Annotated in this window: 21 protein-coding genes; 6 read left to right on the forward strand and 15 right to left on the reverse strand. The window is 55.3% G+C overall.

Annotated features, from left to right (window positions below; genetic code table 11):
- Window positions 1–12: 12 nt before the first annotated feature.
- The 4 genes from ASD54_RS24685 to rplU all read right to left on the reverse strand — a co-directional run bounded on the left by ASD54_RS24685 (window position 13) and on the right by rplU (window position 1,975).
- Entirely contained in the window at window positions 13–585 is a 573-nt protein-coding gene (locus ASD54_RS24685) for a GNAT family N-acetyltransferase (RefSeq protein ID WP_062557254.1), read from the reverse strand.
- Window positions 582–1,217 (reverse strand): GNAT family protein, encoded by a 636-nt coding sequence (locus ASD54_RS24690; RefSeq protein WP_062557255.1) that lies wholly within the window; start codon window positions 1,215–1,217, stop codon window positions 582–584. Before ASD54_RS24690 ends, ASD54_RS24685 begins: the two co-directional genes overlap by 4 nt.
- Window positions 1,218–1,353: 136 nt before the next feature.
- Entirely contained in the window at window positions 1,354–1,623 is a 270-nt protein-coding gene (gene rpmA / locus ASD54_RS24695; RefSeq protein WP_062557256.1) for a 50S ribosomal protein L27, read from the reverse strand.
- 40 nt (window positions 1,624–1,663) lie between these two features.
- Window positions 1,664–1,975 (reverse strand): 50S ribosomal protein L21, encoded by a 312-nt coding sequence (gene rplU / locus ASD54_RS24700; protein WP_062557257.1) that lies wholly within the window; start codon window positions 1,973–1,975, stop codon window positions 1,664–1,666.
- Between the two features lie 355 nt (window positions 1,976–2,330).
- Here rplU and ASD54_RS24705 point away from each other — a divergent pair, with 355 nt between their 5' ends.
- Window positions 2,331–3,953 carry an ABC-F family ATP-binding cassette domain-containing protein gene (locus ASD54_RS24705; protein ID WP_062557258.1) on the forward strand — a complete coding sequence of 541 codons (1,623 nt, stop codon included), beginning with the start codon at window positions 2,331–2,333 and terminating at the stop codon, window positions 3,951–3,953.
- A 135-nt stretch (window positions 3,954–4,088) separates the two neighbouring features.
- Complete coding sequence (locus ASD54_RS24710; protein WP_244484848.1) at window positions 4,089–4,475, forward strand: thermonuclease family protein; 387 nt, start codon at window positions 4,089–4,091, stop codon at window positions 4,473–4,475.
- A gap of 38 nt (window positions 4,476–4,513) precedes the next feature.
- Here ASD54_RS24710 and acs read toward each other — a convergent pair whose 3' ends face one another.
- The gene (gene acs, locus ASD54_RS24715; RefSeq protein WP_062557328.1) at window positions 4,514–6,475 is read right to left on the reverse strand and encodes an acetate--CoA ligase; all 1,962 of its coding nucleotides are present in this window, start codon (window positions 6,473–6,475) and stop codon (window positions 4,514–4,516) included.
- 224 nt (window positions 6,476–6,699) lie between these two features.
- Between acs and ASD54_RS24720 the strand changes: the two genes are divergently transcribed.
- A complete protein-coding gene (locus ASD54_RS24720; protein ID WP_062557260.1) occupies window positions 6,700–7,404 on the forward strand; it encodes a DUF1013 domain-containing protein in 705 nt (234 codons plus the stop codon).
- A gap of 79 nt (window positions 7,405–7,483) precedes the next feature.
- Here ASD54_RS24720 and ASD54_RS24725 read toward each other — a convergent pair whose 3' ends face one another.
- Window positions 7,484–9,421: a propionyl-CoA synthetase gene (locus ASD54_RS24725; protein WP_062557261.1), complete on the reverse strand. Its 1,938-nt coding sequence runs from the start codon at window positions 9,419–9,421 to the stop codon at window positions 7,484–7,486.
- 101 nt (window positions 9,422–9,522) lie between these two features.
- Window positions 9,523–10,182: a YggS family pyridoxal phosphate-dependent enzyme gene (locus ASD54_RS24730; protein ID WP_062557262.1), complete on the reverse strand. Its 660-nt coding sequence runs from the start codon at window positions 10,180–10,182 to the stop codon at window positions 9,523–9,525.
- A 162-nt stretch (window positions 10,183–10,344) separates the two neighbouring features.
- Here ASD54_RS24730 and leuS point away from each other — a divergent pair, with 162 nt between their 5' ends.
- Genes leuS through holA form a run of 3 tightly spaced genes read left to right on the forward strand, consistent with a single transcriptional unit; the run spans window position 10,345 to window position 14,536 of the window.
- Window positions 10,345–12,978 (forward strand): leucine--tRNA ligase, encoded by a 2,634-nt coding sequence (gene leuS / locus ASD54_RS24735; protein ID WP_062557263.1) that lies wholly within the window; start codon window positions 10,345–10,347, stop codon window positions 12,976–12,978.
- Window positions 12,968–13,489, forward strand: coding sequence for an LPS assembly lipoprotein LptE (locus tag ASD54_RS24740; RefSeq protein WP_244484849.1), 522 nt, complete (start codon window positions 12,968–12,970; stop codon window positions 13,487–13,489). The genes leuS and ASD54_RS24740 overlap by 11 nt, the downstream gene beginning before the upstream one ends.
- Window positions 13,490–13,492: 3 nt before the next feature.
- A complete protein-coding gene (gene holA, locus ASD54_RS24745) occupies window positions 13,493–14,536 on the forward strand; it encodes a DNA polymerase III subunit delta (RefSeq protein ID WP_062557264.1) in 1,044 nt (347 codons plus the stop codon).
- Between the two features lie 89 nt (window positions 14,537–14,625).
- On the opposite strand, the gene ASD54_RS24750 is transcribed toward holA, so the two are convergent.
- The 8 genes from ASD54_RS24750 to hemE form a co-directional block, all read right to left on the reverse strand.
- Complete coding sequence (locus ASD54_RS24750) at window positions 14,626–15,507, reverse strand: ParB/RepB/Spo0J family partition protein (protein WP_062557265.1); 882 nt, start codon at window positions 15,505–15,507, stop codon at window positions 14,626–14,628.
- A 37-nt stretch (window positions 15,508–15,544) separates the two neighbouring features.
- Window positions 15,545–16,336 (reverse strand): ParA family protein, encoded by a 792-nt coding sequence (locus tag ASD54_RS24755; protein ID WP_062557266.1) that lies wholly within the window; start codon window positions 16,334–16,336, stop codon window positions 15,545–15,547.
- Window positions 16,337–16,354: 18 nt separating this feature from the next.
- Window positions 16,355–16,975 carry a 16S rRNA (guanine(527)-N(7))-methyltransferase RsmG gene (gene rsmG / locus ASD54_RS24760; RefSeq protein ID WP_062557267.1) on the reverse strand — a complete coding sequence of 207 codons (621 nt, stop codon included), beginning with the start codon at window positions 16,973–16,975 and terminating at the stop codon, window positions 16,355–16,357.
- A 1-nt stretch (window position 16,976) separates the two neighbouring features.
- Window positions 16,977–18,854: a tRNA uridine-5-carboxymethylaminomethyl(34) synthesis enzyme MnmG gene (gene mnmG, locus ASD54_RS24765; protein WP_062557268.1), complete on the reverse strand. Its 1,878-nt coding sequence runs from the start codon at window positions 18,852–18,854 to the stop codon at window positions 16,977–16,979.
- A gap of 36 nt (window positions 18,855–18,890) precedes the next feature.
- A complete protein-coding gene (mnmE, locus tag ASD54_RS24770; RefSeq protein ID WP_062557269.1) occupies window positions 18,891–20,195 on the reverse strand; it encodes a tRNA uridine-5-carboxymethylaminomethyl(34) synthesis GTPase MnmE in 1,305 nt (434 codons plus the stop codon).
- A gap of 46 nt (window positions 20,196–20,241) precedes the next feature.
- On the reverse strand, window positions 20,242–21,507 hold the full coding sequence (gene rho / locus ASD54_RS24775; RefSeq protein ID WP_137133652.1) for a transcription termination factor Rho: 1,266 nt from the start codon (window positions 21,505–21,507) through the stop codon (window positions 20,242–20,244).
- A gap of 160 nt (window positions 21,508–21,667) precedes the next feature.
- The gene (gene hemJ, locus ASD54_RS24780; RefSeq protein ID WP_062557270.1) at window positions 21,668–22,213 is read right to left on the reverse strand and encodes a protoporphyrinogen oxidase HemJ; all 546 of its coding nucleotides are present in this window, start codon (window positions 22,211–22,213) and stop codon (window positions 21,668–21,670) included.
- Entirely contained in the window at window positions 22,206–23,243 is a 1,038-nt protein-coding gene (hemE, locus tag ASD54_RS24785) for a uroporphyrinogen decarboxylase (protein WP_062557271.1), read from the reverse strand. Before hemE ends, hemJ begins: the two co-directional genes overlap by 8 nt.
- Window positions 23,244–23,635: the final 392 nt, after the last annotated feature.

The following is a 23,635-nucleotide window of genomic DNA, read 5'->3' on the forward strand; positions in this document are numbered from 1 at the left end:
ACTTATGGCCGATCAAGGCCTCCGAAAGTCTTCGGGACGCAACCGGGTTTCAAGATGCGGGGCCATGGCATTGCGGGCCATGCTGAAGAGATCCGAGCAGCCGACGATGGAAAACCCCATTCTCTCCTGAATGCGAAGCGAACCGGCGTTATCAGCGAAGGCACCCGAAAAGAGTTCGGTTTGCGGCATACGACGGAAGAACCGGTCGAGCACTGCCGACACTGCTTCCGTCATCAGCCCCTGACCCCAATAGAAGCGGTTGAGCCAGTAACCCAGATGCCAGCGCCCATGCCGAAGTTCGATGCTCACACAACCGATATGCACACCATCGCCTTCAGTGATGGCGAAATGCCAGTCGGTCGTGCCAAGCACCATGTTCAGCCAGTCCTGCGCATCACCCCTGCTATAGGGAGCGGGGACGCGCGACAACATGCGGGTGACCTGCCAGTCATCGAGCGATTGCGCAATCGCATCCGCATCAGCGGCCTGATGCGGACGCAAGACCAGCCGTCTTGTTTCAACTATAGGGCAGGGCCCAAGCTTCGGTACGACCAGGCGCGGACGTTCGAGAACTGCGGCATTCATCGCATTTCCCCCCAGCTCTTCAACGACATCCAGGTCTTGCGATCCAACCGGAACCACTCGACAGGCACCATTCCACCCATGGCGAGCGAGCCAACCATGCCGGAACCTTGAAACTGGAAACCGCACTTCTGGATGACCCGGCGCGATGCGATATTGGTCACCCGGCACCGTGCATCGATATGGTCGATGTCGCGTGTCCGGAATGCCATATCAATCAGGGCGTGCGCTGCTTCCGTGGCATATCCCTGATTCCAGTGGGGTTCACCAAGCCAGTAGCCAAGCTCGACTGTCTGCGGATCGCCCGGATGGGGCTCAAGACCGCAGCAGCCTAGAAACGCTCCATTATCTCCTCGCGTGATGGCATAGACGCACTTGCCGATCTCGCCGAGTTTCGCGCGTCGCACGAAGTCTGCAGCGTCTTTTGCCGTATACGGGTGAGGCATACGGGCCACCATGGTGGCGATGTTGGCGTTGTTGGCGAGATGGGAAAGGGCGTCGATGTCTTCTTCATGAGGGGCGCGGAGAACAAGTCTCTGCGACAATAAGACAGGGCAATCGCTTCTTAACCGTTGCGGTCTCAACCGCTCCTCGGGCGACCGGCTTTGGCCGCTCCGTAACAATTCCGCTTGCATGGTTCAGTCCTCCTTGTGGGAAAAGAAAAAGGGAAGGTGGGTTTGGCGTCCCATCTTCCCTTTTTTCTGGTCTGAACCTTTTGCGGGTATCAGCCGGGTCGATGTGACGCCGGCTGTTTTAACGCGCTACCGGCTATTATTCCGCTGCTTCCGCTTTCGGCATCACAGACACGTACACGCGGCCATTGGCCTTCGTACGGTAGTTCACATTGCCTGCTGTAAGCGCAAAAATGGTGTGGTCCTTGCCGAGGCCAACATTGGCGCCCGGATGCCACTGCGTACCGCGCTGACGCACGATGATGTTGCCAGCGAGCACAGCTTCGCCGCCAAACTTCTTCACGCCAAGGCGCTTGGATTCAGAATCGCGACCGTTACGCGATGAACCGCCAGCTTTTTTATGTGCCATTGGAGTTCTCCTTTAAACCTTCGAAAATCCTACCGAACGATCAGGCGTTGATCGCGGTGATGCGAACAACCGTGTGATGCTGGCGATGACCGCGAATACGCTTGGAATTCTGACGGCGACGCTTCTTGAAGGACAGAACCTTCGCACCACGGTTATGCTCGACCACTTCAGCCTTGACCACGGCGCCAGCCACGAAAGGCGCGCCGATCTTGGCATCAGCGCCTTCGCCGATAACCAGGACTTCGTTGAATTCGACAACTTCGCCAGCGGCGACGTCCAGCTTTTCAATTGTAACGACATCGTTTGCCGCTACGCGGTACTGCTTACCGCCGGTCTTGATGACTGCGAACATTTTTTATCCTTTCATGTTCGATCCGGCTCTGCCCGCCCATGGCAAGCGGCCGTCTTTTTATCAGTCCACGTTTGAGCAGGATTCGAAGAAAGATCTTAGAACCGGTCTGCCGGTGAATTGAGCTTTCGCCCTATCGAAGTAAAGACCTTTTACGGGCCTATATCCAGATGCGTCGGGGGATACGTGAGCACTTGTGTACTGTCAAGGAAAAAGATTGACATTGCTGCGCTTTTGCCGTTCACGCAGCCTCTTGGACCCAAATCGCTGGCCAAGTCACTTTAAACAGAGGGACGGTTCCTGCCGCCTCTGACATAGCTTGCCCAACTTCCTGCCGTCTGCAAGGATTTCGAATATCATGATCCGCATTGAGAACATCTCCAAGCAGAACAGTCATCGGCTGCTTTATATCGAAGCCTCGGCAGCGCTGAACCGCGGTGAGAAAATCGGTCTTGTCGGGCCGAACGGTGCGGGCAAAACAACGCTCTTCCGCATGATTACCGGCGAGGAGCAGCCGGATGAAGGCCAGGTTTCCGTGGATCGCGGGGTCACCATCGGGTATTTCGATCAGGACGTCGGTGAAATGTCGGGCCGTTCTGCCGTGGCGGAGGTGATGGCCGGGGCAGGGCCAGTCAGCGAAGTGGCCGCAGAACTGCATGATCTTGAGGCCGCCATGTCGGATCCCGATCGGATGGACGAGATGGATACGATCATCGAGCGTTATGGCGAGGTGCAGGCCCGCTATGAGGAACTGGATGGCTACGGACTGGATGGACGCGCGCGCGAGGTTCTCGCCGGTCTCTCCTTCAGCCAGGAAATGATGGATGGTGACGTCTCGAAGCTCTCCGGTGGCTGGAAGATGCGCGTTGCGCTCGCCCGTATCCTGCTAATGCGGCCTGATGTGATGCTGCTCGACGAACCGAGTAACCACCTGGACCTTGAAAGCCTGATCTGGCTCGAAAATTTCCTGAAGACCTATGACGGAGCATTGCTCATGACCTCGCACGACCGCGAGTTCATGAACCGCATCGTCAACAAGATCATCGAGATCGACGCGGGATCGCTGAACACCTATTCGGGCGATTACACCTTTTATGAGCGTCAGCGCGAACAGAATGAAAAGCAGCAACAGGCCCAGTTCGAGCGTCAGCAGGCCATGCTGGCGAAAGAAATCAAATTCATCGAACGCTTCAAGGCGCGTGCGTCTCACGCAGCGCAGGTGCAAAGCCGCGTCAAGAAGCTGGACAAGATCGACCGGGTTGAGCCGCCAAGACGCCGTCAAACCGTCGCCTTCGACTTTTTGCCTGCACCCCGCTCGGGGGAAGATGTCGTCAACATCAAAGGAATCCACAAAGCCTATGGCAGCCGCGTGATCTACAACGGGCTGGATTTCATGATCCGTCGTCGCGAGCGTTGGTGCATTATGGGGGTCAACGGTGCCGGAAAATCGACCTTGCTGAAGCTGGTGACTGGCGGCACGGAGCCGGACGCAGGAACCGTGACTATCGGTGCCAGCGTCAAGCTCGGCTATTTCGCCCAGCACTCGATGGATTTGCTGGATGGTGAAAACACAGTGCTTGGATGGCTGGAAGAGCGTTTCCCGAAAGCCGGACAGGCACCTTTGCGTGCTCTTTCCGGCTGCTTCGGTTTTTCGGGAGACGATGTCGAAAAGCGGTGCCGTGTTCTGTCTGGAGGCGAAAAGGCACGGCTTGTCATGGCGGCCATGCTTTTTGACCCGCCAAACCTGCTGGTGCTGGACGAACCGACGAACCACTTGGACATCGATACCAAGGAAATGCTGATCAAGGCACTCTCCTCGTTCGAAGGCACCATGCTTTTTGTCAGCCACGACCGTCACTTCCTCGGTGCGCTTTCCAACCGAGTTCTGGAAGTCACTCCGGACGGCGTGGAGCGCTATGAAGGTGGCTATCTGGAATATGTCGAGCGGACAGGACGCGAGGCTCCCGGCATCCATATCTGACAAAATTCATAGGTGATAATTCCTATTGACGCGCCCTCGCATAAAGGAATAGTTTCCTTTATGCGCTCAATATTATCTCTTGTTTTGATCATATTCCTAGTATGCGCCAAAGCGGCTGCCGTAGAAGCAGGCGCTGTGGTTGAAGGTCCCGTATCCGCGGAGGTGATCCGCGTCATTGATGGCGACACAATTCTGGTAACAGCGCGACCGTGGCCGCAGCAAAGCGTGGAGGTTTATGTTCGGCTTCGAGGTATCGACACGCCGGAACTGAAGTCGAAATGCGCGCGCGGACAAGAGGCGGCTGAAGCAGCGAAACACTTTCTGGAAGAGATGGCCGGTGCCTCGTCAACCGTCAAACTGACCCGCATTTCGGCCGACAAATATTTCGGCCGCATCGTTACTGACGTCGTACTGCAAGATGGACGTGATCCAGCCCGTGAAATGATGGCTGCCGGTTTCGCCGCCAGCTATTCCGGGCAGGGCCGGAAGAATGATTTCTGCCAACTGGCCAGCAATGAATGAGCAAGGGGCCGGCTTGCGCCGGCCCCTCGATGGATAGTTCAAGCGGCGGCTGGCGCCTTGTTCTGCCGGTTGGCGATCAGATCGTCGACAACACCCGGATCGGCCAGCGTGGAGGTATCGCCCAGCGCGCCGAAATCGTCTTCAGCAATCTTGCGCAGGATGCGGCGCATGATCTTGCCGGAGCGCGTCTTGGGTAGACCGGGCGCGAACTGGATCTTGTCAGGTGAGGCGATGGGACCGATTTCCTGACGCACATGCTTCACGAGCTCCTGGCGCAGCGCGTCTGTGCCCTCGTTGCCCTCCATCAACGTCACATAGCAATAAATGCCCTGTCCCTTGACGTTGTGCGGATACCCAACCACTGCCGCTTCGGAAACAAGATGATGCGAAACCAGCGCGGACTCGACTTCCGCCGTCCCGAGACGGTGGCCGGAAACGTTCAGAACATCATCCACGCGACCCGTGATCCAATAGTAGCCGTCCGCATCACGGCGGCAACCGTCACCCGTGAAGTACTTGCCCTTGTAGGTGGAGAAATAGGTCTGGATGAAACGCTCGTGATCGCCGTACACGGTGCGCATCTGTCCCGGCCAGCTATCGGTGATGCAGAGATTGCCGTCAGCGGCACCCTCAAGCACATTGCCTTCGTTATCAACCAGTTGCGGCTTGATGCCGAAGAAGGGCAGGGTGGCCGAACCGGGTTTCAGATCCGTCGCTCCTGGTAGCGGCGTAATCATGTGGCCGCCCGTTTCCGTCTGCCACCAGGTATCGACCACGGCGCAGCGTTTCTCGCCCACCACATTGTAGTACCATTCCCAGGCTTCCGGGTTGATGGGCTCACCAACGGTCCCGAGTAGACGAAGGCTTGTGCGGTTCGATCGGGTGACGAACTCGTCGCCAGCCCCCATCAGGGAGCGGATGGCGGTCGGCGCGGTATAGAAGATGTTGACCTTGTGCTTGTCGACCACTTCCCAGAAGCGGCCCTGATCCGGAAAGTTCGGTACTCCTTCGAACATCAGCGTGGTGGCGCAATTCGCCAGTGGACCATAGACGATATAGGAATGGCCCGTGACCCAGCCCACATCGGCCGTGCACCAATAGATGTCCCCGTCATGATAGTCGAAGACATATTCGTGGGTCATCGCCGCATAGACGAGATAACCGCCGGTGGTGTGCAGAACACCTTTGGGTTTGCCGGTCGAACCTGAGGTGTAAAGAATGAAAAGCGGATCTTCCGCCTTCATCTTCACGGGTTCGCAATGGCCTTTTACGCTGGCGATTTCCTGATGGTACCAAAGGTCGCGGCCTGGTGCCCAGTTGATCTTGCCGCCGGTACGGCGCACGACCAGAACGTTGGAAACAGTCACGTACTGGCGCGCAGCAATATGAATGGCCTTGTCGGTATTTTCCTTTAGCGGCACCGGCTTTCCACCGCGGACACCTTCATCGCAGGTGATGACGAAGGTTGACTGGCAATCCACGATGCGGCCCGCCAGAGCTTCAGGCGAGAAACCGCCGAACACCACAGAGTGAACTGCACCGATGCGGGCGCAGGCCAGCATGGCATAGGCCGCCTCCGGAATCATCGGCATGTAGATGGTGACGCGGTCACCTTTCTTGACGCCATGTTTTTTCATGACGTTCGCCAGGCGGCAAACCTGGTCGTAGAGCTGGTTATACGTGATCTTCTTGTCGATGTACGGATTATCGCCTTCCCAGATGATGGCGGTCCGCTCACCATGAGTTTTCAGGTGACGGTCTATGCAGTTGTAGGAAACATTGGTCAGACCGTCTTCAAACCACTTGATGGAGACCTTACCCTTGAAGGAGGTATTCTTGACCTTTGTGTAGGGCTTGAACCAGTCGATGCGCTTGCCATGCTTGCCCCAGAACTTATCTGGGTTTTCAACGCTTTCCTCGTACCATTTCAGGTACTTGTCCTTGTCGATCAGCGCGCGCGCCTTCACTGCCTTCTGCACAGGATAGACTTTTTCCGTCATGCTTTCCTCCTCATGCTCCCGACATTGCACGTCCAGCGCGCAGATGTCCCTCTTGTCCGCATTCTTATCATCTGCAGCGATGGCGGCAATTAGACAAAGGGTCATGCCTGCATGACAATTGCAATTTGATCGCAATCGAGTTATAGACGCGACGAATTCCCGGAAATTGTGGTTAACTACCCACGGCTCGCGACACCGGCGCGGACGATAGAAGGATCATATCCATGGCTCAACAATTGCTTATGCCGAAGGCAACCGCAGTATGGCTGGTTGACAACACGGCACTCTCCTTCGATCAGATCGCTCAGTTTTGCAAGCTGCATCCGCTCGAAGTGAAAGCAATTGCGGATGGTGAAGCAGCGCAGGGCATCAAGGGCCTGGACCCGATCGCGACCGGCCAGCTTTCCCGCGACGAGATCGCACGCGCCGAGAAAGATATCAACTACAAGCTGAAGCTTTCCGAGCCGAAGGTTCGCGTTCCGGAATCGAAGCGCCGCGGCCCGCGTTACACCCCGGTTTCCAAGCGTCAGGATCGTCCGAATGCCATTCTCTGGCTGGTTCGCAACCATCCGGAACTGAAAGACACGCAGATCTCACGTTTGGTCGGGACGACAAAATCTACCATCGAGCAGATCCGCGAGCGTACCCATTGGAACGCTGCTAACCTGACGCCGATGGATCCGGTTACGCTGGGCCTTTGCAGCCAGATCGATCTGGATCTGGAAGTAGAACGTGCATCGAAGAACCGTCCGCTGCCGACAGCTGCGGAACTCGGCGCGACACTGCAGGCCGCGAATGAGACCGAAAATCTCGGTTACCGTTACGAGCGGGAAGAAGAGAAAGAACTGGATGCGGACGCCGTCTTCGCCAAGCTTTCATCGCTCAAGTCCACGCGTCGGGATGACGAAGAGGAAGAAGATCGCTTCTGATCTTTGGTGGATCGAATTGAAGAAGCCGGCCTTGCGAGCCGGCTTTTTTATTGGAAGAGAATCTGACTTTCTATTTTGGTTAGCCGGCTAGAGCTTTCTGAGGCTCGCAATATCCATGTTTCTGCAGGATTTCGCTGATCTCATCAAGAATAGTAGGGTCATCGATGGTCGCGGGCATTTTCCAAGGTAGTCCATCCGCAATCTTCTGCATGGTGCCACGCAAGATTTTGCCGGACCGTGTCTTGGGCAGACGCGTCACGACCATGACATTCTTGAAAGCGGCGACGGGACCGATTTCGTTGCGGACGAGCTCCACGATTTCCTTGGCAAGCAGTTTTTCATCACGATCAACCTTGGCCTTGAGCACAAGAAAGCCGCACGGAATCTGACCTTTCAGCGCATCGGCGACGCCGATGACGGCACACTCCGCCACATCAGGATGCATGGCGCAGACTTCTTCCATGGCTCCTGTCGACAGACGGTGACCGGCGCAGTTGATGATGTCGTCGGTCCGCGCCATGACGAATACATAGCCGTCTTCATCCACCAGACCGGCGTCCGCGGTTTTGTAGTAGCCTGGAAACTCCTCCAGGCAGGACGTACGGAATCGATCGTCCGCATTCCAGAAGCTGACCAGACATCCCGGCGGAAGCGGCAGTTTGAGGACGATGTTACCAAGCGTATTGGCAGGGACCGGGTATCCGGCATCGTCCACCACCTGGAGGTCATAACCGGGCATGGGAAGAGTAGGGGAACCATATTTGACGGGCATGAGACCGAGCCCAACAGGATTTCCGGCAACAGGCCATCCTGTTTCGGTCTGCCACCAGTGATCGATCACCGGCACCTTCAGCATGCGTTCGGCCCACTTGATGGTCTCGGTATCGGCCCGTTCACCCGCCAGAAACAGAGCCCGCAAGCCAGACGTATCGTAGCGCTCAATATGTTCACCATCGCCATCCTCCCGGCGTATAGCGCGGAAGGCCGTCGGAGCGGTGAACATGACCTTGACGTCGTGATCCTGCACGACACGCCAATAGGTGCCAGCATCCGGGGTGCCGATCGGCTTGCCTTCGAAGATGACGCTGGCATTCCCCGCAATCAGCGGCCCGTAGACGATATAGGAATGGCCAACGACCCAGCCGATATCCGAAGCCGCCCAGAATGTTTCACCGGGTTTCACGCCAAAGAAGTTGCGCATGCTCCAGAGCAGGGCGGCCATATGGCCCCCATTATCGCGTATGACGCCTTTGGGCTGGCCGGTCGTTCCGGACGTGTAGAGCACGTAAAGCGGATCCGTTGCAAGAACCGGAACGCAAGGCACCTGTGTGCCCTTGACCTTCTCCGCCTCCACCGCCTGAGCGAAATCCATGTCGCCATGCTCATACCGGAGCACCGCATGATGCTGGTCGCGTTGCAGGATGATGCAGGCCTGCGGCTTGACCCTTGCCATATCAACGGCCTGATCGAGCAATGGCTTGTAGGGAACGACGCGCCCGGGCTCCAATCCGCAGCTGGCGCTGATCACGATCTTTGCCTGCGAGTCATCCAGCCGCGTTGCCAGCTCATGGGCCGCAAAGCCCCCGAAAACCACCGAGTGGATCGCGCCGAGACGCGCGCAAGCCAGCATGGAGAACGTCGCTTCTGCCACCATCGGCATGTAGATGACGACCCGGTCGCCTTTTTCAACGCCCAGGTTTTGCAGAACAGCAGCAATAGCCTGAACTTCCGTCAGCACTTCGTCATAGGTATAGACGCGCTTCTCGCCCGTCATGGCGCTATCATAGATGAGGGCGGGCTGGGCACCCTTGCCGTCTGCTACGTGCCTGTCGAGACAGTTATAGCAGGTGTTGGTTTCGCCTCCGACGAACCAGCGCCCGTAGACGCCCTGCGATTCGTCGAAAATCTTGTCCGGCTGCTTGAACCAGTGAAGATTGTCCGCTTGCTTCGCCCAGAACGCTTGCGGGTTCTGTTGCCAGTCCTGATAGACCTCACGATATCGGCTGTTTGCGTGCATCTGATCCTCCCATCGTCTGCCGCACATATTCGAGCGCACAGATTAGGAGGTCAGAAGGCGCGTGGAAAGCCCGACGAAAGAGGGACGCCTCTTGCGCTTTATCAGCGATGACCAAAAATTGCGGAACCGACCCGGACGCTGGTGGCACCAAAACCGATAGCCGTTTCGAAGTCACCCGACATTCCCATGGAGAGCTTGGACACGCCAGCCTCTTCCGCCAGCTTGCGAAGCAATGCGAAATAGGGACCGGGATGATCTTCCGCGGGTGGGATACACATCAGGCCCTCAATTTCCAGCTTCAGTTCATCACGGCAGAAATGGACAAAAGCAACCGTCTGTTTCGGCTCAATACCGGCCTTTTGCGGCTCCATTCCGATATTGACCTGCACGTAAAGCCGAACTGTCTTGCCTTGCTTTTGCATTTCTGTTGCCACGGCCCGGGCAATTTTCTCCCGGTCAATGGTTTCGATGACATCAAAAAGCGCAACCGCGTCAGCCGCCTTGTTCGATTGCAAAGGACCAATAAGGTGGAGCTCGATGCCAGGAGTTTCCGCCTTCAGCTGTGGCCACTTTCCTTCGCTTTCCTGAACACGGTTTTCACCGAACACGCGCTGACCGGCTGAAATAACAGGGCGAATCGCATCAGCATCGAAGGTTTTGGAAACGGCAACCAGCGTTACCGATGCCTCCGCGCGGCCCGCATCCCGTTCCGCCATCGAAATCTTCTGCTTAACGTCCTGAAGTCGTTCTTCGACAGTCATCGCCTTGCCTCAATTATTCTGCTGCAACGCAGTTAGCGAGGAAGCTGCCCTATGCCAAGGGATTGATCGCGTTCTGACCCTCGCAAGCCTCAAAAACTTGACGCTCAACGCCTTTCGTGATGAAGGTCACCGCAACTCTATTCATACCCGGAATTCTCTGAAATGGCGACCGAACGTTACAATCCGCGGGATGCCGAACCCCGTTGGCAGGCAAAGTGGTCCGAAGCGAAAACCTTCGAGACAGACAACAGCGATACGCGCGACAAGTATTACGTGCTTGAGATGTTCCCCTATCCGTCGGGTCGCATCCATATGGGCCATGTGCGCAACTATGCCATGGGGGATGTTGTTGCTCGCTACAAGCGTGCGCGTGGTTTCAACGTTCTGCATCCCATGGGCTGGGATGCGTTCGGCATGCCAGCGGAAAACGCGGCCATGCAGAACAAGGTTCATCCGAAGGACTGGACCTATCAGAACATTGCCACCATGCGCGGCCAGCTGAAATCCATGGGCCTTTCATTGGATTGGGCGCGCGAGTTCGCAACCTGCGACGTGGCCTACTATCAGCGTCAGCAGCACCTGTTCCTCGACATGATGGAAAAGGGTCTGGTTTACCGCAAGCAGTCCAAGGTCAACTGGGATCCGGTCGATCAGACTGTTCTCGCCAATGAGCAGGTCATCGAAGGGCGCGGCTGGCGTTCCGGGGCCCTTGTCGAACAGCGCGAACTGACCCAGTGGTTCTTCAAGATTACAGAATTCGCCCAGGACCTGCTTGATTCGCTGGACGGCCTCGACCAGTGGCCGGAAAAAGTGCGTCTGATGCAGAAGAACTGGATCGGTCGCTCTGAAGGCCTGACCATTCGCTGGGAACTGGCGGAAGCAAGCCGTATTGCTGCGGACTGCAGCGAAATTGAAGTCTATACGACCCGTCCTGACACTCTGTTTGGCGCATCCTTCCTCGCGATCTCGGCAGATCACCCTGTCGCCAAGGCACTGGCGGCATCCAACAGCGAGATCCAGGATTTCTGCGAGGAATGCCGTCGTCAGGGCACGTCGCTTGCCGCGCTCGAAACAGCCGAGAAGAAGGGCTACAATACGGGCCTGTTCGTCAGGCACCCGCTCGATCCGGCTTGGGAAGTTCCGGTTTACATCGCGAATTTTGTGCTGATGGATTACGGCACAGGCGCCATTTTCGGCTGCCCGTCTGGTGATCAGCGCGACCTGGATTTCGCCCGCAAGTACGATCTTCCCGTTGCTCCAGTGGTCATGCCGGAAGGTGGCGATGCAGCCAGCTTCACCGTGGGCACCGAGGCCTATGACGGTGACGGCGTGATGATCAATTCCCGGTTCCTGGATGGTCTGACGACAGACGCCGCCTTCCAGAAGGTAGCCGATCTGCTGACATCCCAGCAACTTGGGAACGCTCCGCAGGCTGCCCGTAAGGTGAACTTCCGCCTGCGCGATTGGGGCGTTTCTCGCCAACGCTATTGGGGTTGCCCGATCCCGGTCATTCATTGCGAAGACTGTGGCGTCGTCCCGGTGCCGAAGAAAGATCTGCCCGTTCAGCTTCCGGATGACGTGACCTTCGATGTACCCGGAAACCCGCTGGACCGTCACCCGACTTGGCGCAATGTGGCGTGCCCATGCTGTGGCAAGCCTGCTCGTCGTGAGACGGACACGATGGATACCTTTGTGGATTCCAGCTGGTACTTCGCCCGCTTCACAGCGCCCTGGGAAGACAATCCGACAGATCCGGCAGTGGCCAACCGATGGCTTCCCGTGGACCAGTACATCGGCGGCATCGAGCATGCGATCCTGCATCTCCTGTATTCGCGCTTCTTTACGCGCGCCATGCGCGAGACGGGTCATCTCGACCTCAAGGAACCCTTCAAGGGCCTCTTTACGCAGGGCATGGTGGTTCATGAAACCTACCGCCTCGGCGAAGGCCAGAGCGGCCAGTGGGTCGCACCCGCGGATATCCGTATTGAAGAAGTTGATGGTGCCCGCAAAGCCTTCCTCTTGAGTTCCGGTGCGGAAGTGGCCATCGGCTCGATTGAAAAGATGTCGAAGTCGAAGAAGAACGTCGTGGATCCCGACGACATCATCGCTTCCTATGGTGCCGACACTGCCCGCTTCTTCGTGTTGTCCGACTCGCCTCCCGATCGCGATGTGATCTGGTCTGAAGCCGGAGTTGAGGGCTCGCATCGGTTCGTCCAGCGCGTCTGGCGCCTGATCTCGGAAGCGGCACCTGTTTTGAGCAAGGTTGCGGCGAACCCTGCCAAGGAAGGCGCTGCGCTGTCTGTTTCACAGGCCGCACACAAGACTTTGCAGGCCGTTCAACAGGACTATGACAAGCTGGCGTTCAACAAGGCCGTTGCACGCATCTACGAACTGGTGAACACTCTTGCATCTCCGCTGACGCAGGTGGCAGCAGGCACTCAGGATGATGCTTACGTAGCTGCTGTCCGTGAAGCTGCACATATCCTGATCCAGATCGTCGCGCCGATGACCCCCCATCTTGCGGAAGAGTGCTGGTCCGTGCTCGGCAATCAAGGTCTTGTCGCAGAAGCCACCTGGCCTGCCTTCGACCCGGTTCTGGTTGCTGATAACGAGGTCACTCTTCCGGTCCAAATTAACGGAAAGAAGCGTGCCGAATTGACAATCGCGCGTGACGCAGACCAGAATGCGGTTCAAGCTGCGGTCCTGCAGCTGGAGGCGGTTCAGGCTGCTCTTTCCGGTAGCGCACCGAAGAAGATCATTATCGTTCCACAGAGGATCATCAACATTGTTGTTTGAGCGTTCTTCCGCCCTGCGGCAAATCGGTCGCGCCGTGGCATCGATTGCAATTGTGGCAGCCCTTGCGGGCTGCCAGGCTCGCCCGCTCTATTCTTCGGCCGGAGGAGTTCCGGTGAAGATGGCTGCCATCAAGATCAACCCTCTCGGTGACCGAGTCGGACAAGAGGTTCGTAATCGTCTTGTCTTCCTGACGGGTGGTGGGGCTGGTGAACCTGCACTCGCTGAATATCAGCTTCAACTCTCCGTCACGTCCACCCGCGCCAATATCCTCGACGACGAAATCGCAGCGGCGGTTCTTCCGGGGCGCGTCACCGTCTCTGCCACCTATGCACTGACACGAATAAAAGATGGTCAAGTGCTGAAATCGGCGACCCGCTCATCGACCGCACTGCTTGATCTCAGCAATCAGGAATTTGCGAAGTTGCGCGCCTATCGGGATGCGGAGAACCGGGCAGCGAACGAAGTCGCGGAATTCGTCCGGGCGGATTTGGCGATGGCGCTTTCCAAGTAGACTATGGCCGAAATCAAAGCGCACGAATTTGATCGGTTGCTTTCACGAGCAACCGAACTCTATCGTATTTTTCTGGTCTATGGCCCTGATAAAGGTCTGGTGTCAGAACGTGCAAAGGCGCTTGCGGAAAAAGCAGGCGTAAATGTCGATGATCCCTTTTCCTACACGCGTCTCGATCTATCGGAACTGCAGGGGGATCCTGGCCGGCTGATTGACGAAGTCAACTCACTTGGTTTGTTTGGCGGGCAAAAAGTCATTCACCTACGCGGATCGGGCGGTGAGAAGATTGTGGCTGACGCGATTGCGGCACTCGACTCAGGTCGAATTCCCGGCAACATACTGATCATTGAAGGTGGCGATCTCAAGAAGGGTAGTGCTCTGCGAAAAAATGCAGAGCAGGCGAAGATCGCGGTCGCCGTCCCATGTTACTCGGATGATGTAAAGTCCCTCAATGCCTTGATCGATCAGGAATTGGCACAAGCTGATCTTCGGATCACTCCGGAAGCTCGCGCTACCCTGCTTGAAGCACTCGGTGGAGATCGTGTCGCATCTCGAAACGAGATACGAAAACTAATCCTTTACTGTATGCAGCAGAAGCAAATCGAGCAGGACCACGTGACCGATATCATCGGAGATGCAAGTGCCATCTCGGCTGATGATGCAGTGGATTGTGTCCTGGCGGGTGACCTTGACGGGCTTCACCGCGCAATACAGAAGATTGTCCAATCCAAGCAGCCAATCTTTCTTGTTTTGCAGTCCTGCCTACGAACGTTCCAAATGCTCGATGCGATGAGAGCAGAAATGGAAGAGAAGCGTTTGCAGAGCGCGCAAATCATGCAAACCTCAGGCCGCCATATTCATTTCAAGCGTAAGCCTTTGATGGAGAAGGCGCTGAGAAATTGGTCATCAACGTCATTGGCCCGTGAGACGCAGAGGCTGCACACGGCGATCTATCAGTCACGTCAGCAGGCACAATTGGATGACTCGATAGCGTTCCAGACGCTCCTTGCATCAGCGCTTCAATCTCAGCGCGCAAACAGATCCTAACATGTCAGCTGCCGCTTCCCTCGATCAGCGCTAGGGCCGCACATTGAAAATCTGACAAAGAGAGCTCATAAGCCGGCTTAACACGGCCTTCAGCGTCGTTCCAGCAACCGGCAAACCTCTTCCAGCTGCTCCAAGGTCTTATAGTTGATCTTGATATGTCCGCTACCGCCTCTGTGACTGATCTTGATTTCAAGACCAAGAGAGTCGCTCAACGATCGTTCAAGAGCAAGCGTATCTGAATCTTTGTTCTGTATCGGAGCAAGCTTTGGCGGCTCTGACTGCGCCTTGATGTCATTTTGCGCGAGGCGCTCGGCATCCCGAACAGACATACCCTTATTAACAATGACCTTCGCCAATCCGGTGGGATCGGAGGTGGAGACAAGTGCACGAGCATGACCGGCTGAGAGCTTGCCGCCTGCCAATAAATCGCGAACAGGCTCCGGAAGCTTCAGCAGGCGCAAACTATTGGCAACGTGACTTCTGCTCTTACCGATGATTTCGCCGAGATCATTCTGTGTATAGCCATGCTCGGCAATCAGTTGCTCGTAGCCGAGAGCCTCTTCCAGAGGATTTAGATCGGACCGCTGGACATTCTCAACAATTGCAATTTCCAGCGCTGTGCGATCATCCACATCCCGCACAATAACCGGAATTTCAATGAGCCCAGCCAACTGGGCTGCACGCCATCGGCGCTCGCCAGCAATAATCTCAAAACCTGAAGAAACCGTGCGCACGACAACTGGCTGCACGATCCCGTGCTGCCGCAACGACGCCGCGAGATCATGCAACTCCGCCTCATCAAACATCCGACGAGGGTTTCGAGGGTTTCTGGTAATCAGCTCGATTGGAACGAGGCGATCTGGATTCACGGGTTTTGCTTGTTGTTCGCCCAAAGGGGCAACCTGATCCATTTCTCCAATGAGAGCAGCTAGGCCACGCCCCAGACGGCGCCGTGAAGGATCATCAACCACTGTACTGGTTCCTACTTTTTCCGTTCAAACGTCCTGATCAAGCCGCCTTACGACGGCGCTCTCTCTGGATTACTTCAGATGCCAACTGAAGATAGGCTTGGCTACCGGCGCATTTAAGGTCGTACAAGATAGCCGGCTTGCCATAGGATGGCGCTTCCGACACGCGAACATTGCGAGGTATCAGTGTGTGATAGACCTTGTCACCCAGATAGGTCCGCACATCGTTCACGACCTGCTGCGCGAGATTGTTTCTCGCATCGAACATCGTCAGAACGATTCCCTGAATATCCAGATGCGGATTCACGCTCTGCCGAACCTGATCCACAGTTTCAAGCAATTGACTCAACCCCTCCAGGGCAAAGAACTCGCACTGGAGCGGCACAAGAACCGAATGCGCAGCTGTCATTGCGTTAACGGTTAGAAGATTGAAGGATGGCGGGCAATCAAGAAGGACGTAGCTGTATCCTGTCGCATCTGGTTGGGAGAGAGCTCGCCGCAGACGGAACGCCCGATCGCTTTCGCGACTAATCTCCATCTCCAAGCCAAGGAGATCCATTGTGGAGGGGACGATCGACAGATTCGGAACTGCAGTTGCAACAACTGCCTCGCTTACGGAAGCATTTCCCATCATCACATCGAATGAAGACAGATGACGATTGCGCCGATCAATGCCGAGGCCTGTGCTGGCATTTCCTTGCGGATCCAGATCAACGATCAAGACATGCTCACCAATTGCAGCCAGTGCTGTCGCAAGGTTGATAGCAGTCGTTGTCTTTCCCACGCCACCCTTCTGGTTCGCTATTGCAATAATGCGATTAGGTTCCTGCATTTTGACACCCGCGACCTGTTACGATGCGCGCTTGAGACCTGAGATCTGCAGCACGACTGAATCTTCTTCCACATGGCTCGCATGTTTTAACAGATCAAAGGTCCAACTTCTATTGGCTTTCAAAACCTCTGTTTGATAATCCCGCCCTTTGTGGAGATAAGCGGTCACGCCCGGTTTATTCAGCATCCATGGACTGCAGTAATCGAGCAAAAGTGGAAGTTCAGCGAGAGCCCTTGCAGAAATCGCATTGATCTCCTTTGAAATGACAGCAGGTGCGTCTTCAATCCTCACCGTATGGACGGAGCCACGAGCACCGGTTTCGCTGAGCACAGTTCGCAAGAATGAAGCCTTCTTATGATTGCTCTCCACAAGATCGACCCAGCCAGAGCCTGTTTCTGCCAGGAGAATGGCAGTGATAACTCCTGGAAACCCGCCACCTGACCCGAGGTCAAGCCATTGGCAGGGTTCAGGATTGAGCTGATAGATCTGAGCGCTGTCTGCAAAATGGCGGCTCCAAAGATCGCCTTTAGTCGAGGGCGCGACTAAATTGATGGCTTTCGCCCATTTGTAAAACAGCTCGGCAAAAATGTTTAGTCGCTGTTCTGTTTCACGTGAAACAGCAATACCATTCAACTTCATCTTATGCGCTCGCTTCCAGTCCACTTGCTGGATAGTTAAATCGGCGGACCAACGTGAGCAGTAATGCCAGTGCTGCTGGTGTCATTCCATCGACCTTAGATGCCTGTGCAATATTCCTCGGCTTTACCTTGGAAAGCTTTATTCGCAGTTCATTCGACAAACCTGAAATTGTACCATAATCGAAATCATCTGGAATGACTCGCTCTTCGTCCGCGCGAACCGCTTCCACGCTTTGACGCTGACGATCAAGATAGACCGCGTAGCCAGCTTCAATTTCCAGGGCCTCTTTTGCCTTTGTAGAACACGCACCAAGTTCTGGCCAAATGCGTATAACGGTATCAAAGGTGATGTCTGGATAGGCGAGCAAATCATAGCCGCTTCTTCGTTGCCCGTCCTGATTCAGGTGAACATCGAATGCAGTGGCCTGATTTGGTGTGACCTGGCTGGTTTGCAGGACAGATCTGAAATGAGCGAGTTCATTTTCAAATGACGCGAACCGCTCCCGACGGTCACGTCCGACCAACCCTAACCCATTACCGATCGGCGTCAGACGCGCATCCGCATTATCGGCTCTCAGCGTCAAGCGATACTCTGCTCGGGATGTGAACATCCGATAAGGTTCTGTGACCCCTTTGCTCGTCAGGTCATCGACCATCACACCAATATAGGAGTCGGTACGACTGAAGACGAAAGAGTCTTGCCCGCCAGCCCGCCGGGCGGCGTTCAACCCAGCAACCAATCCTTGTGCGGCAGCTTCCTCATAACCTGTCGTGCCATTGATTTGACCAGCCAGGAACAATCCGTCAACGGTGCGAACCTGAAGATCAGCGCCTAACTCTCGAGGATCGACATGGTCATACTCAATGGCATAACCTGGCTGGAGTATCTTGACCTGCTCCAAGCCCGGAATCGTCCGGATGAATTCGTCCTGGACGTCGGCGGGCAAGGATGTCGATATACCGTTCGGATAGACCGTGTCATCGTCAAGTCCTTCCGGTTCGAGGAAAATCTGATGACCGTCCCGTTCACCGAATCTCACGATCTTGTCCTCGATTGAAGGACAATAGCGTGGACCTATCCCACTAATCTGGCCTGAATACATTGCGGACTTGTGGATATTGTCTGAAATGATTGTGTGCGTTCGATCGGTCGTCCGGGTTACACCACATTCTATTTGCCGATTGGTGATGTGGTCGGTCATAAAGGAGAATGGCACCGGCTGATCGTCGGCGGCTTGCTTCCCAATAGATTGCCAGTCAATCGTGCGACCATCCAGTCGAGCTGGGGTTCCAGTTTTGAGTCGACCAAGCTTGATACCAAGATGCTCGAAAGTCCGTGATAGACCAAGAGAGGGATCCTCTCCGACGCGTCCAGCTGGTCTTGTTTCGTTTCCGATATGGATCATTCCGCGCAGGAAAGTACCGGTTGTAACGACGACGGTCCGACATGAGAGTTGTCGACCGTCGGCTAGAACGAGGCCGGTTATAGCGCGATCATCCAGGATGAGATCGAAAGCATCGCCCTCGATGACCATAAGATTGTGCGTCTCTGAAATGGCATTTTGCATTGCTTCGCGATACAGACGCCGATCGGCCTGTGTACGGGGACCACGTACGGCAGGCCCCTTCTTGCGGTTCAGCAGTCGAAACTGAATACCAGCACTATCGGCGACCCGCCCCATAAGACCATCGAGCGCATCGACCTCTCTGACGAGATGGCCTTTGCCCAACCCGCCAATCGCTGGGTTACAGGACATCACACCGATGGTCTCTATTTTATGGGTAACGAGCGCTGTTTTGGCACCAAGTCGAGCAGCAGCAGATGCAGCCTCACAGCCGGCGTGGCCACCGCCGATTACAATCACGTCAAATTTGGTCATAGCGTCCACTCTGCGTCTAGCAGTGTTTCACGTGAGTCACTTGCCGATACAAAACTCGGAGAAGATGACCCCAAGCAGATCTTCAACATCCACACGACCGGTAATCCGGCCGAGCTCGTCGGAGGCCAGGCGCAAGCTCTCAGCCTTAAGCACGATATCGCTTTGCTTTAACCCGTCTTCGATGAAATTGGAAGCCTGTTGGAGATGCGAGATGTGACGCAATCGTCCGGCGCCAAGCGACGATATGGCTTCCCAGCTCTGCTTCAGCTCTTGCAGAATCAATGAACGGAGATGGTCAATGGTCTGTGGCAGGCTGACGCTGATGCAAACATCATAACGCGTGTCTTCTGCTGGATGCAAATCGGCTTTGGTTCCAACACGCAATCGTTTTGCGTCGGTCAGGAATGACATTTGTTCCGCTAGCGAATCGATCTCGCTGAGATCAAGAACGAGGTCCGCTGATTCAATCGCCCGCCTCGCTCGCCTGACACCCTCACGCTCAACCACGTCATCGGTCTCTCGAATTCCGGCGGTATCAACCAGTCTGACAAGGAACCCGTCCATATCCAGCTCGACCTCAATGAGGTCACGGGTCGTGCCAGCGACAGAGGTGACAATCGCAACATCTCGCCCAGAAAGGGCGTTGATGAGACTGGACTTTCCGGCATTGGGTGGACCGGCAATAACGACATTGAAGCCGTCCCGGACCAACCGACCGCTCTGCGTGGCGGTCACCTGCTTTAAGATCTCACGGTGGAGAAGCGAAATATCGGGCCATATCCGGTCCGAAACACTTCCCGGTACATCCTCTTCGTCGGCAAAATCGAGTTCGGCCTCGATCATAGCGCGAGCGTGGGTCAGACGGTTTGCCCAATTCTGATACAGCGAAGACAACCCGCCGCTTGCCTGTTCAATGGCCAGCCTTCGCTGCATTTCCGTGTCTGCGGCGATGAGATCACCGAGGCCTTCGACCTCGACAAGATCCATCTTCCCATTGCTGAAGGCACGCCGGGTGAATTCTCCAGCTTCGGCAGCAACGCAGCCTAGTTCCAGCAGTTCCCGGCTGATGGCTGCTACAATGGCGCGACCTCCGTGAACCTGAAGTTCAACGCAGTCTTCGCCAGTGAACGAAGCTGGACCAGGAAATGTCAGGATAAGACCTTGATCGATTTTGGAATTGTTTCGGTCCCGAATCGTTCTGAGGTTCATTCCTCTGGTTCTGTTCAACGGACCAGCCATCCAGCCGACGATATCAAATGCTGAGGGTCCAGAGATGCGTATGACCGCAACTCCGGACGGGGTAGAGCCGGATGATAGGGCGAATATTGTAGGAACGACCATACAGCCTCACAGGCAGAATCCGGCTAATTGCTGAATTCTGCTTGAATCAGGTGTTCATCGAATCGAAGAAATCACCGTTGTTCTTGGTCTGCTTGAGTTTGTCGATGAGGAACTCGATGGCATCGGTTGTTCCCATTGGCGCAAGAATACGCCGGAGCACGAAGATCTTCTGAAGATCCTGACGCGGAACCAGGAGATCTTCCTTACGGGTACCGGACTTGAGAATGTCCATCGCCGGGAAGATGCGCTTGTCAGCAACCTTGCGGTCCAGAACAATTTCAGAGTTACCCGTACCCTTGAACTCTTCGAAGATCACTTCGTCCATACGGCTGCCAGTATCGATGAGAGCGGTCGCGATGATCGTCAGCGAGCCGCCTTCTTCAATGTTACGGGCCGCACCAAAGAAACGCTTCGGGCGTTGCAGGGCGTTGGCATCAACACCACCGGTCAAGACCTTGCCGGATGACGGCACAACCGTGTTATAGGCTCGACCAAGTCGGGTGATGGAGTCGAGCAGAATGACAACATCTCGACCGTGCTCGACAAGACGCTTGGCCTTCTCGATGACCATTTCAGCTACCTGAACGTGACGTACTGCGGGTTCATCGAAAGTAGAGGAAATCACTTCGCCGCGAACGGAACGCTGCATGTCCGTCACTTCTTCCGGACGTTCGTCAATCAGCAGAACGATAAGATAACATTCCGGATGATTTGCAGTGATGGAATGCGCGATATTTTGTAGCAGGACCGTTTTACCAGTTCTCGGCGGTGCCACGATCAGACCGCGTTGACCTTTGCCCAGTGGAGCGACCAGATCGATCACGCGTGATGACAGATCCTTCGACGTCGGAATGTCCTGCTCCATCTTGAAGCGTTCATTCGGATAAAGCGGCGTCAGGTTATCGAAGTGAACCTTATGGCGGATTTTTTCCGGGTCATCGAAATTGATCGTGTTGACCTTCAGAAGTGCGAAATAACGTTCGCCTTCCTTGGGCCCACGGATCGGTCCTTCGACAGTGTCGCCGGTCTTCAGCGAGAAACGGCGAATCTGCGAAGGAGAGATGTAGATATCATCCGGACCAGGCAGATAGTTCGCATTGGCCGATCGCAAGAAGCCGAAACCATCCTGCAGAACTTCCACAACGCCTTCACCGATGATTTCGACGTCCTGACTTGCAAGAACTTTCAATATTGCGAACATGAGCTCTTGCTTTCGCATAGTGCTCGCGTTCTCGACCTCCAGTGATTCGGCAAAGGTCAGCAAATCAGTTGGTGATTTGCTCTTGAGTTCTTGAAGCTTCATTTCAGCCATGAAGAAGGGACCGCTTTGAATTTGAATGGGAATTTGGCGTGATGCTGAGGTGCGTCACCGCGAGCGCCGCGGAAGTCAGACTGTACAGACAAGCCATGGGGATGAGTGACGTAGAAATAGCCGCTTCACCGACGACCTGCAAGGGGTACGCGCTCAAATCTTAAGCGAAGGGCTTCACGATCACGAGGATTACGATCAAAATCATCAATACGGTCGGGATTTCGTTCATCATTCGCCAGTAGCGCGCAGGTTTTCTAGGCGCATCCTTCGCAAATCGTCTTACCCAGTGCGACTGATGGACATGAGCCAGGGTCAGCAGAACGACAGCCAGAATTTTGGCATGCAGCCAGCCTCCCTGAAACCGGAAGCCTTCCCAGGCAAGATACAGCCCGAAGAGCCATGAGATCATCATGGCCGGATTCATGATGACCTTGAGCAAGCGTTGCTCCATCACCTTGAACGTTTCAGACTGGACAGAGCCTTCCGGCGCATCGGTATGATAAATGAAGAGCCTGGGCATGTAGAAGAGACCGGCCATCCACGAAATCACGGCGATGACGTGAAAGGCCTTTGCCCAAAGATAGAACTGATCTGGCACCAGGATGTAGGGCAAAGCGAGAAGCGCCAGAAACACCACGAGCGCGATGGCAGCCTTGAAACGGGCTCGACGTCCAGACGCTTCATGCGTTTGCAGCTCGTCAGCCATCGTTCGACCCACGAACTTGAGCAACGAGTTGTGTCACATGGTCCGGATTAGCTTCCGGCGTAATACCATGGCCAAGATTGAAGACGAGTGGTCCGCTACCCAACACCTGGAGGATGGCATCTATTCCCTCTTCCAGCGCCCGACCGCCTGCTACAACGCGCATTGGATCCAAATTGCCCTGAACAGGACCCTCCTTCTGCAGCTCTGCCGCAAAACTCAGAGGCACAGACCAGTCTAGCCCGATCATATCAGCGCCTGTCTGCTGCCGATAGTGTTTCAGGTTCATCCCAGCGCCTTTGGCAAAGGCAATGATCTTCGCTCCTGGACGACGGGCTTTCACAGACGCAATCATGCGAGCGACCGGCGTGACGGCAAACTCCTGGAACTCTTCTTCACCCAGAACACCCGCCCAGGAATCGAAAATCTGCACCGCATCGGCGCCCGCATCGATCTGGGCAACCAGATAGTCGGCAGAGATATCGGCCAGAAATTCCAGAAGATACTGGAACCGTTCACGGTGACGATAGCCAAACAGCCGTGCCGGTGCCTGATCCGGTGTCCCGCGGCCGGCGATCATATAGGTAGCGACGGTCCACGGTGCACCACAGAATCCCAAAAGCGTTGTCTCTTCTGGAAGACTACGTCGAATGCTGGAAACAGCCTGCATGACGGGGGTGAGATGCGACAGAACGTTTTTGCCGTCCAAAGCAGCGATGCCTGCTTCGTCGATCGGATCCATGCGAGGGCCTTCGCCCTCGACAAAACGCACGTTACGCTTCAGCGCGTCCGGTATCACGAGGATATCTGAGAACAGGATTGCAGCGTCGAACCCATAGCGACGGATGGGTTGAAGTGTCACTTCCGTCGCCAGTTCGGGAGAATAGCAAAGCTGGAGAAAGCTTCCCGCTTGCTTCCGCGTCTCTCGATATTCCGGCAGATAACGTCCGGCTTGTCTCATAAGCCAGATTGGTGGAGGCGAGACAGTCGCTCCGTCCAGAACTTCGAGAAGCTTGCGTCTCACAGCGCTCACGACAGTCTCCCTTAAAACAAAGAAATCTAGAATCTTTAGATTTTCTGATTCTTAGAGTCGGTGACTATCAGGGATAAAGTCTGTTGCACAGATCGTCCCGTTTCCTCGCTTCAGCAAAAGACAATCACGCTGGAAAGGAGCAAATGAACCCAACTGTGGGGACAACTCATTTTACGGATGAAAATCAGTCACATATCGCAACGATCAGCGCTTTCACTTTGTGGATAACTTCGGAAAAGTCATGATCTGCGCCATATTGTCCACATTTCCCACAGCGGCTGGATAAGCTATCGGTTGCCGGATCCAAATGTGGATAAGTCGGCTGTTATCCCGCTCCCGGATACCTCGGTCCCAATAATGGCCTGTCTATCCCAGGTTATGAACAGCAAAGC

This window comes from Rhizobium sp. Root149 (assembly GCF_001427345.1).
GTDB lineage: Bacteria > Pseudomonadota > Alphaproteobacteria > Rhizobiales > Rhizobiaceae > Neorhizobium > Neorhizobium rhizoryzae.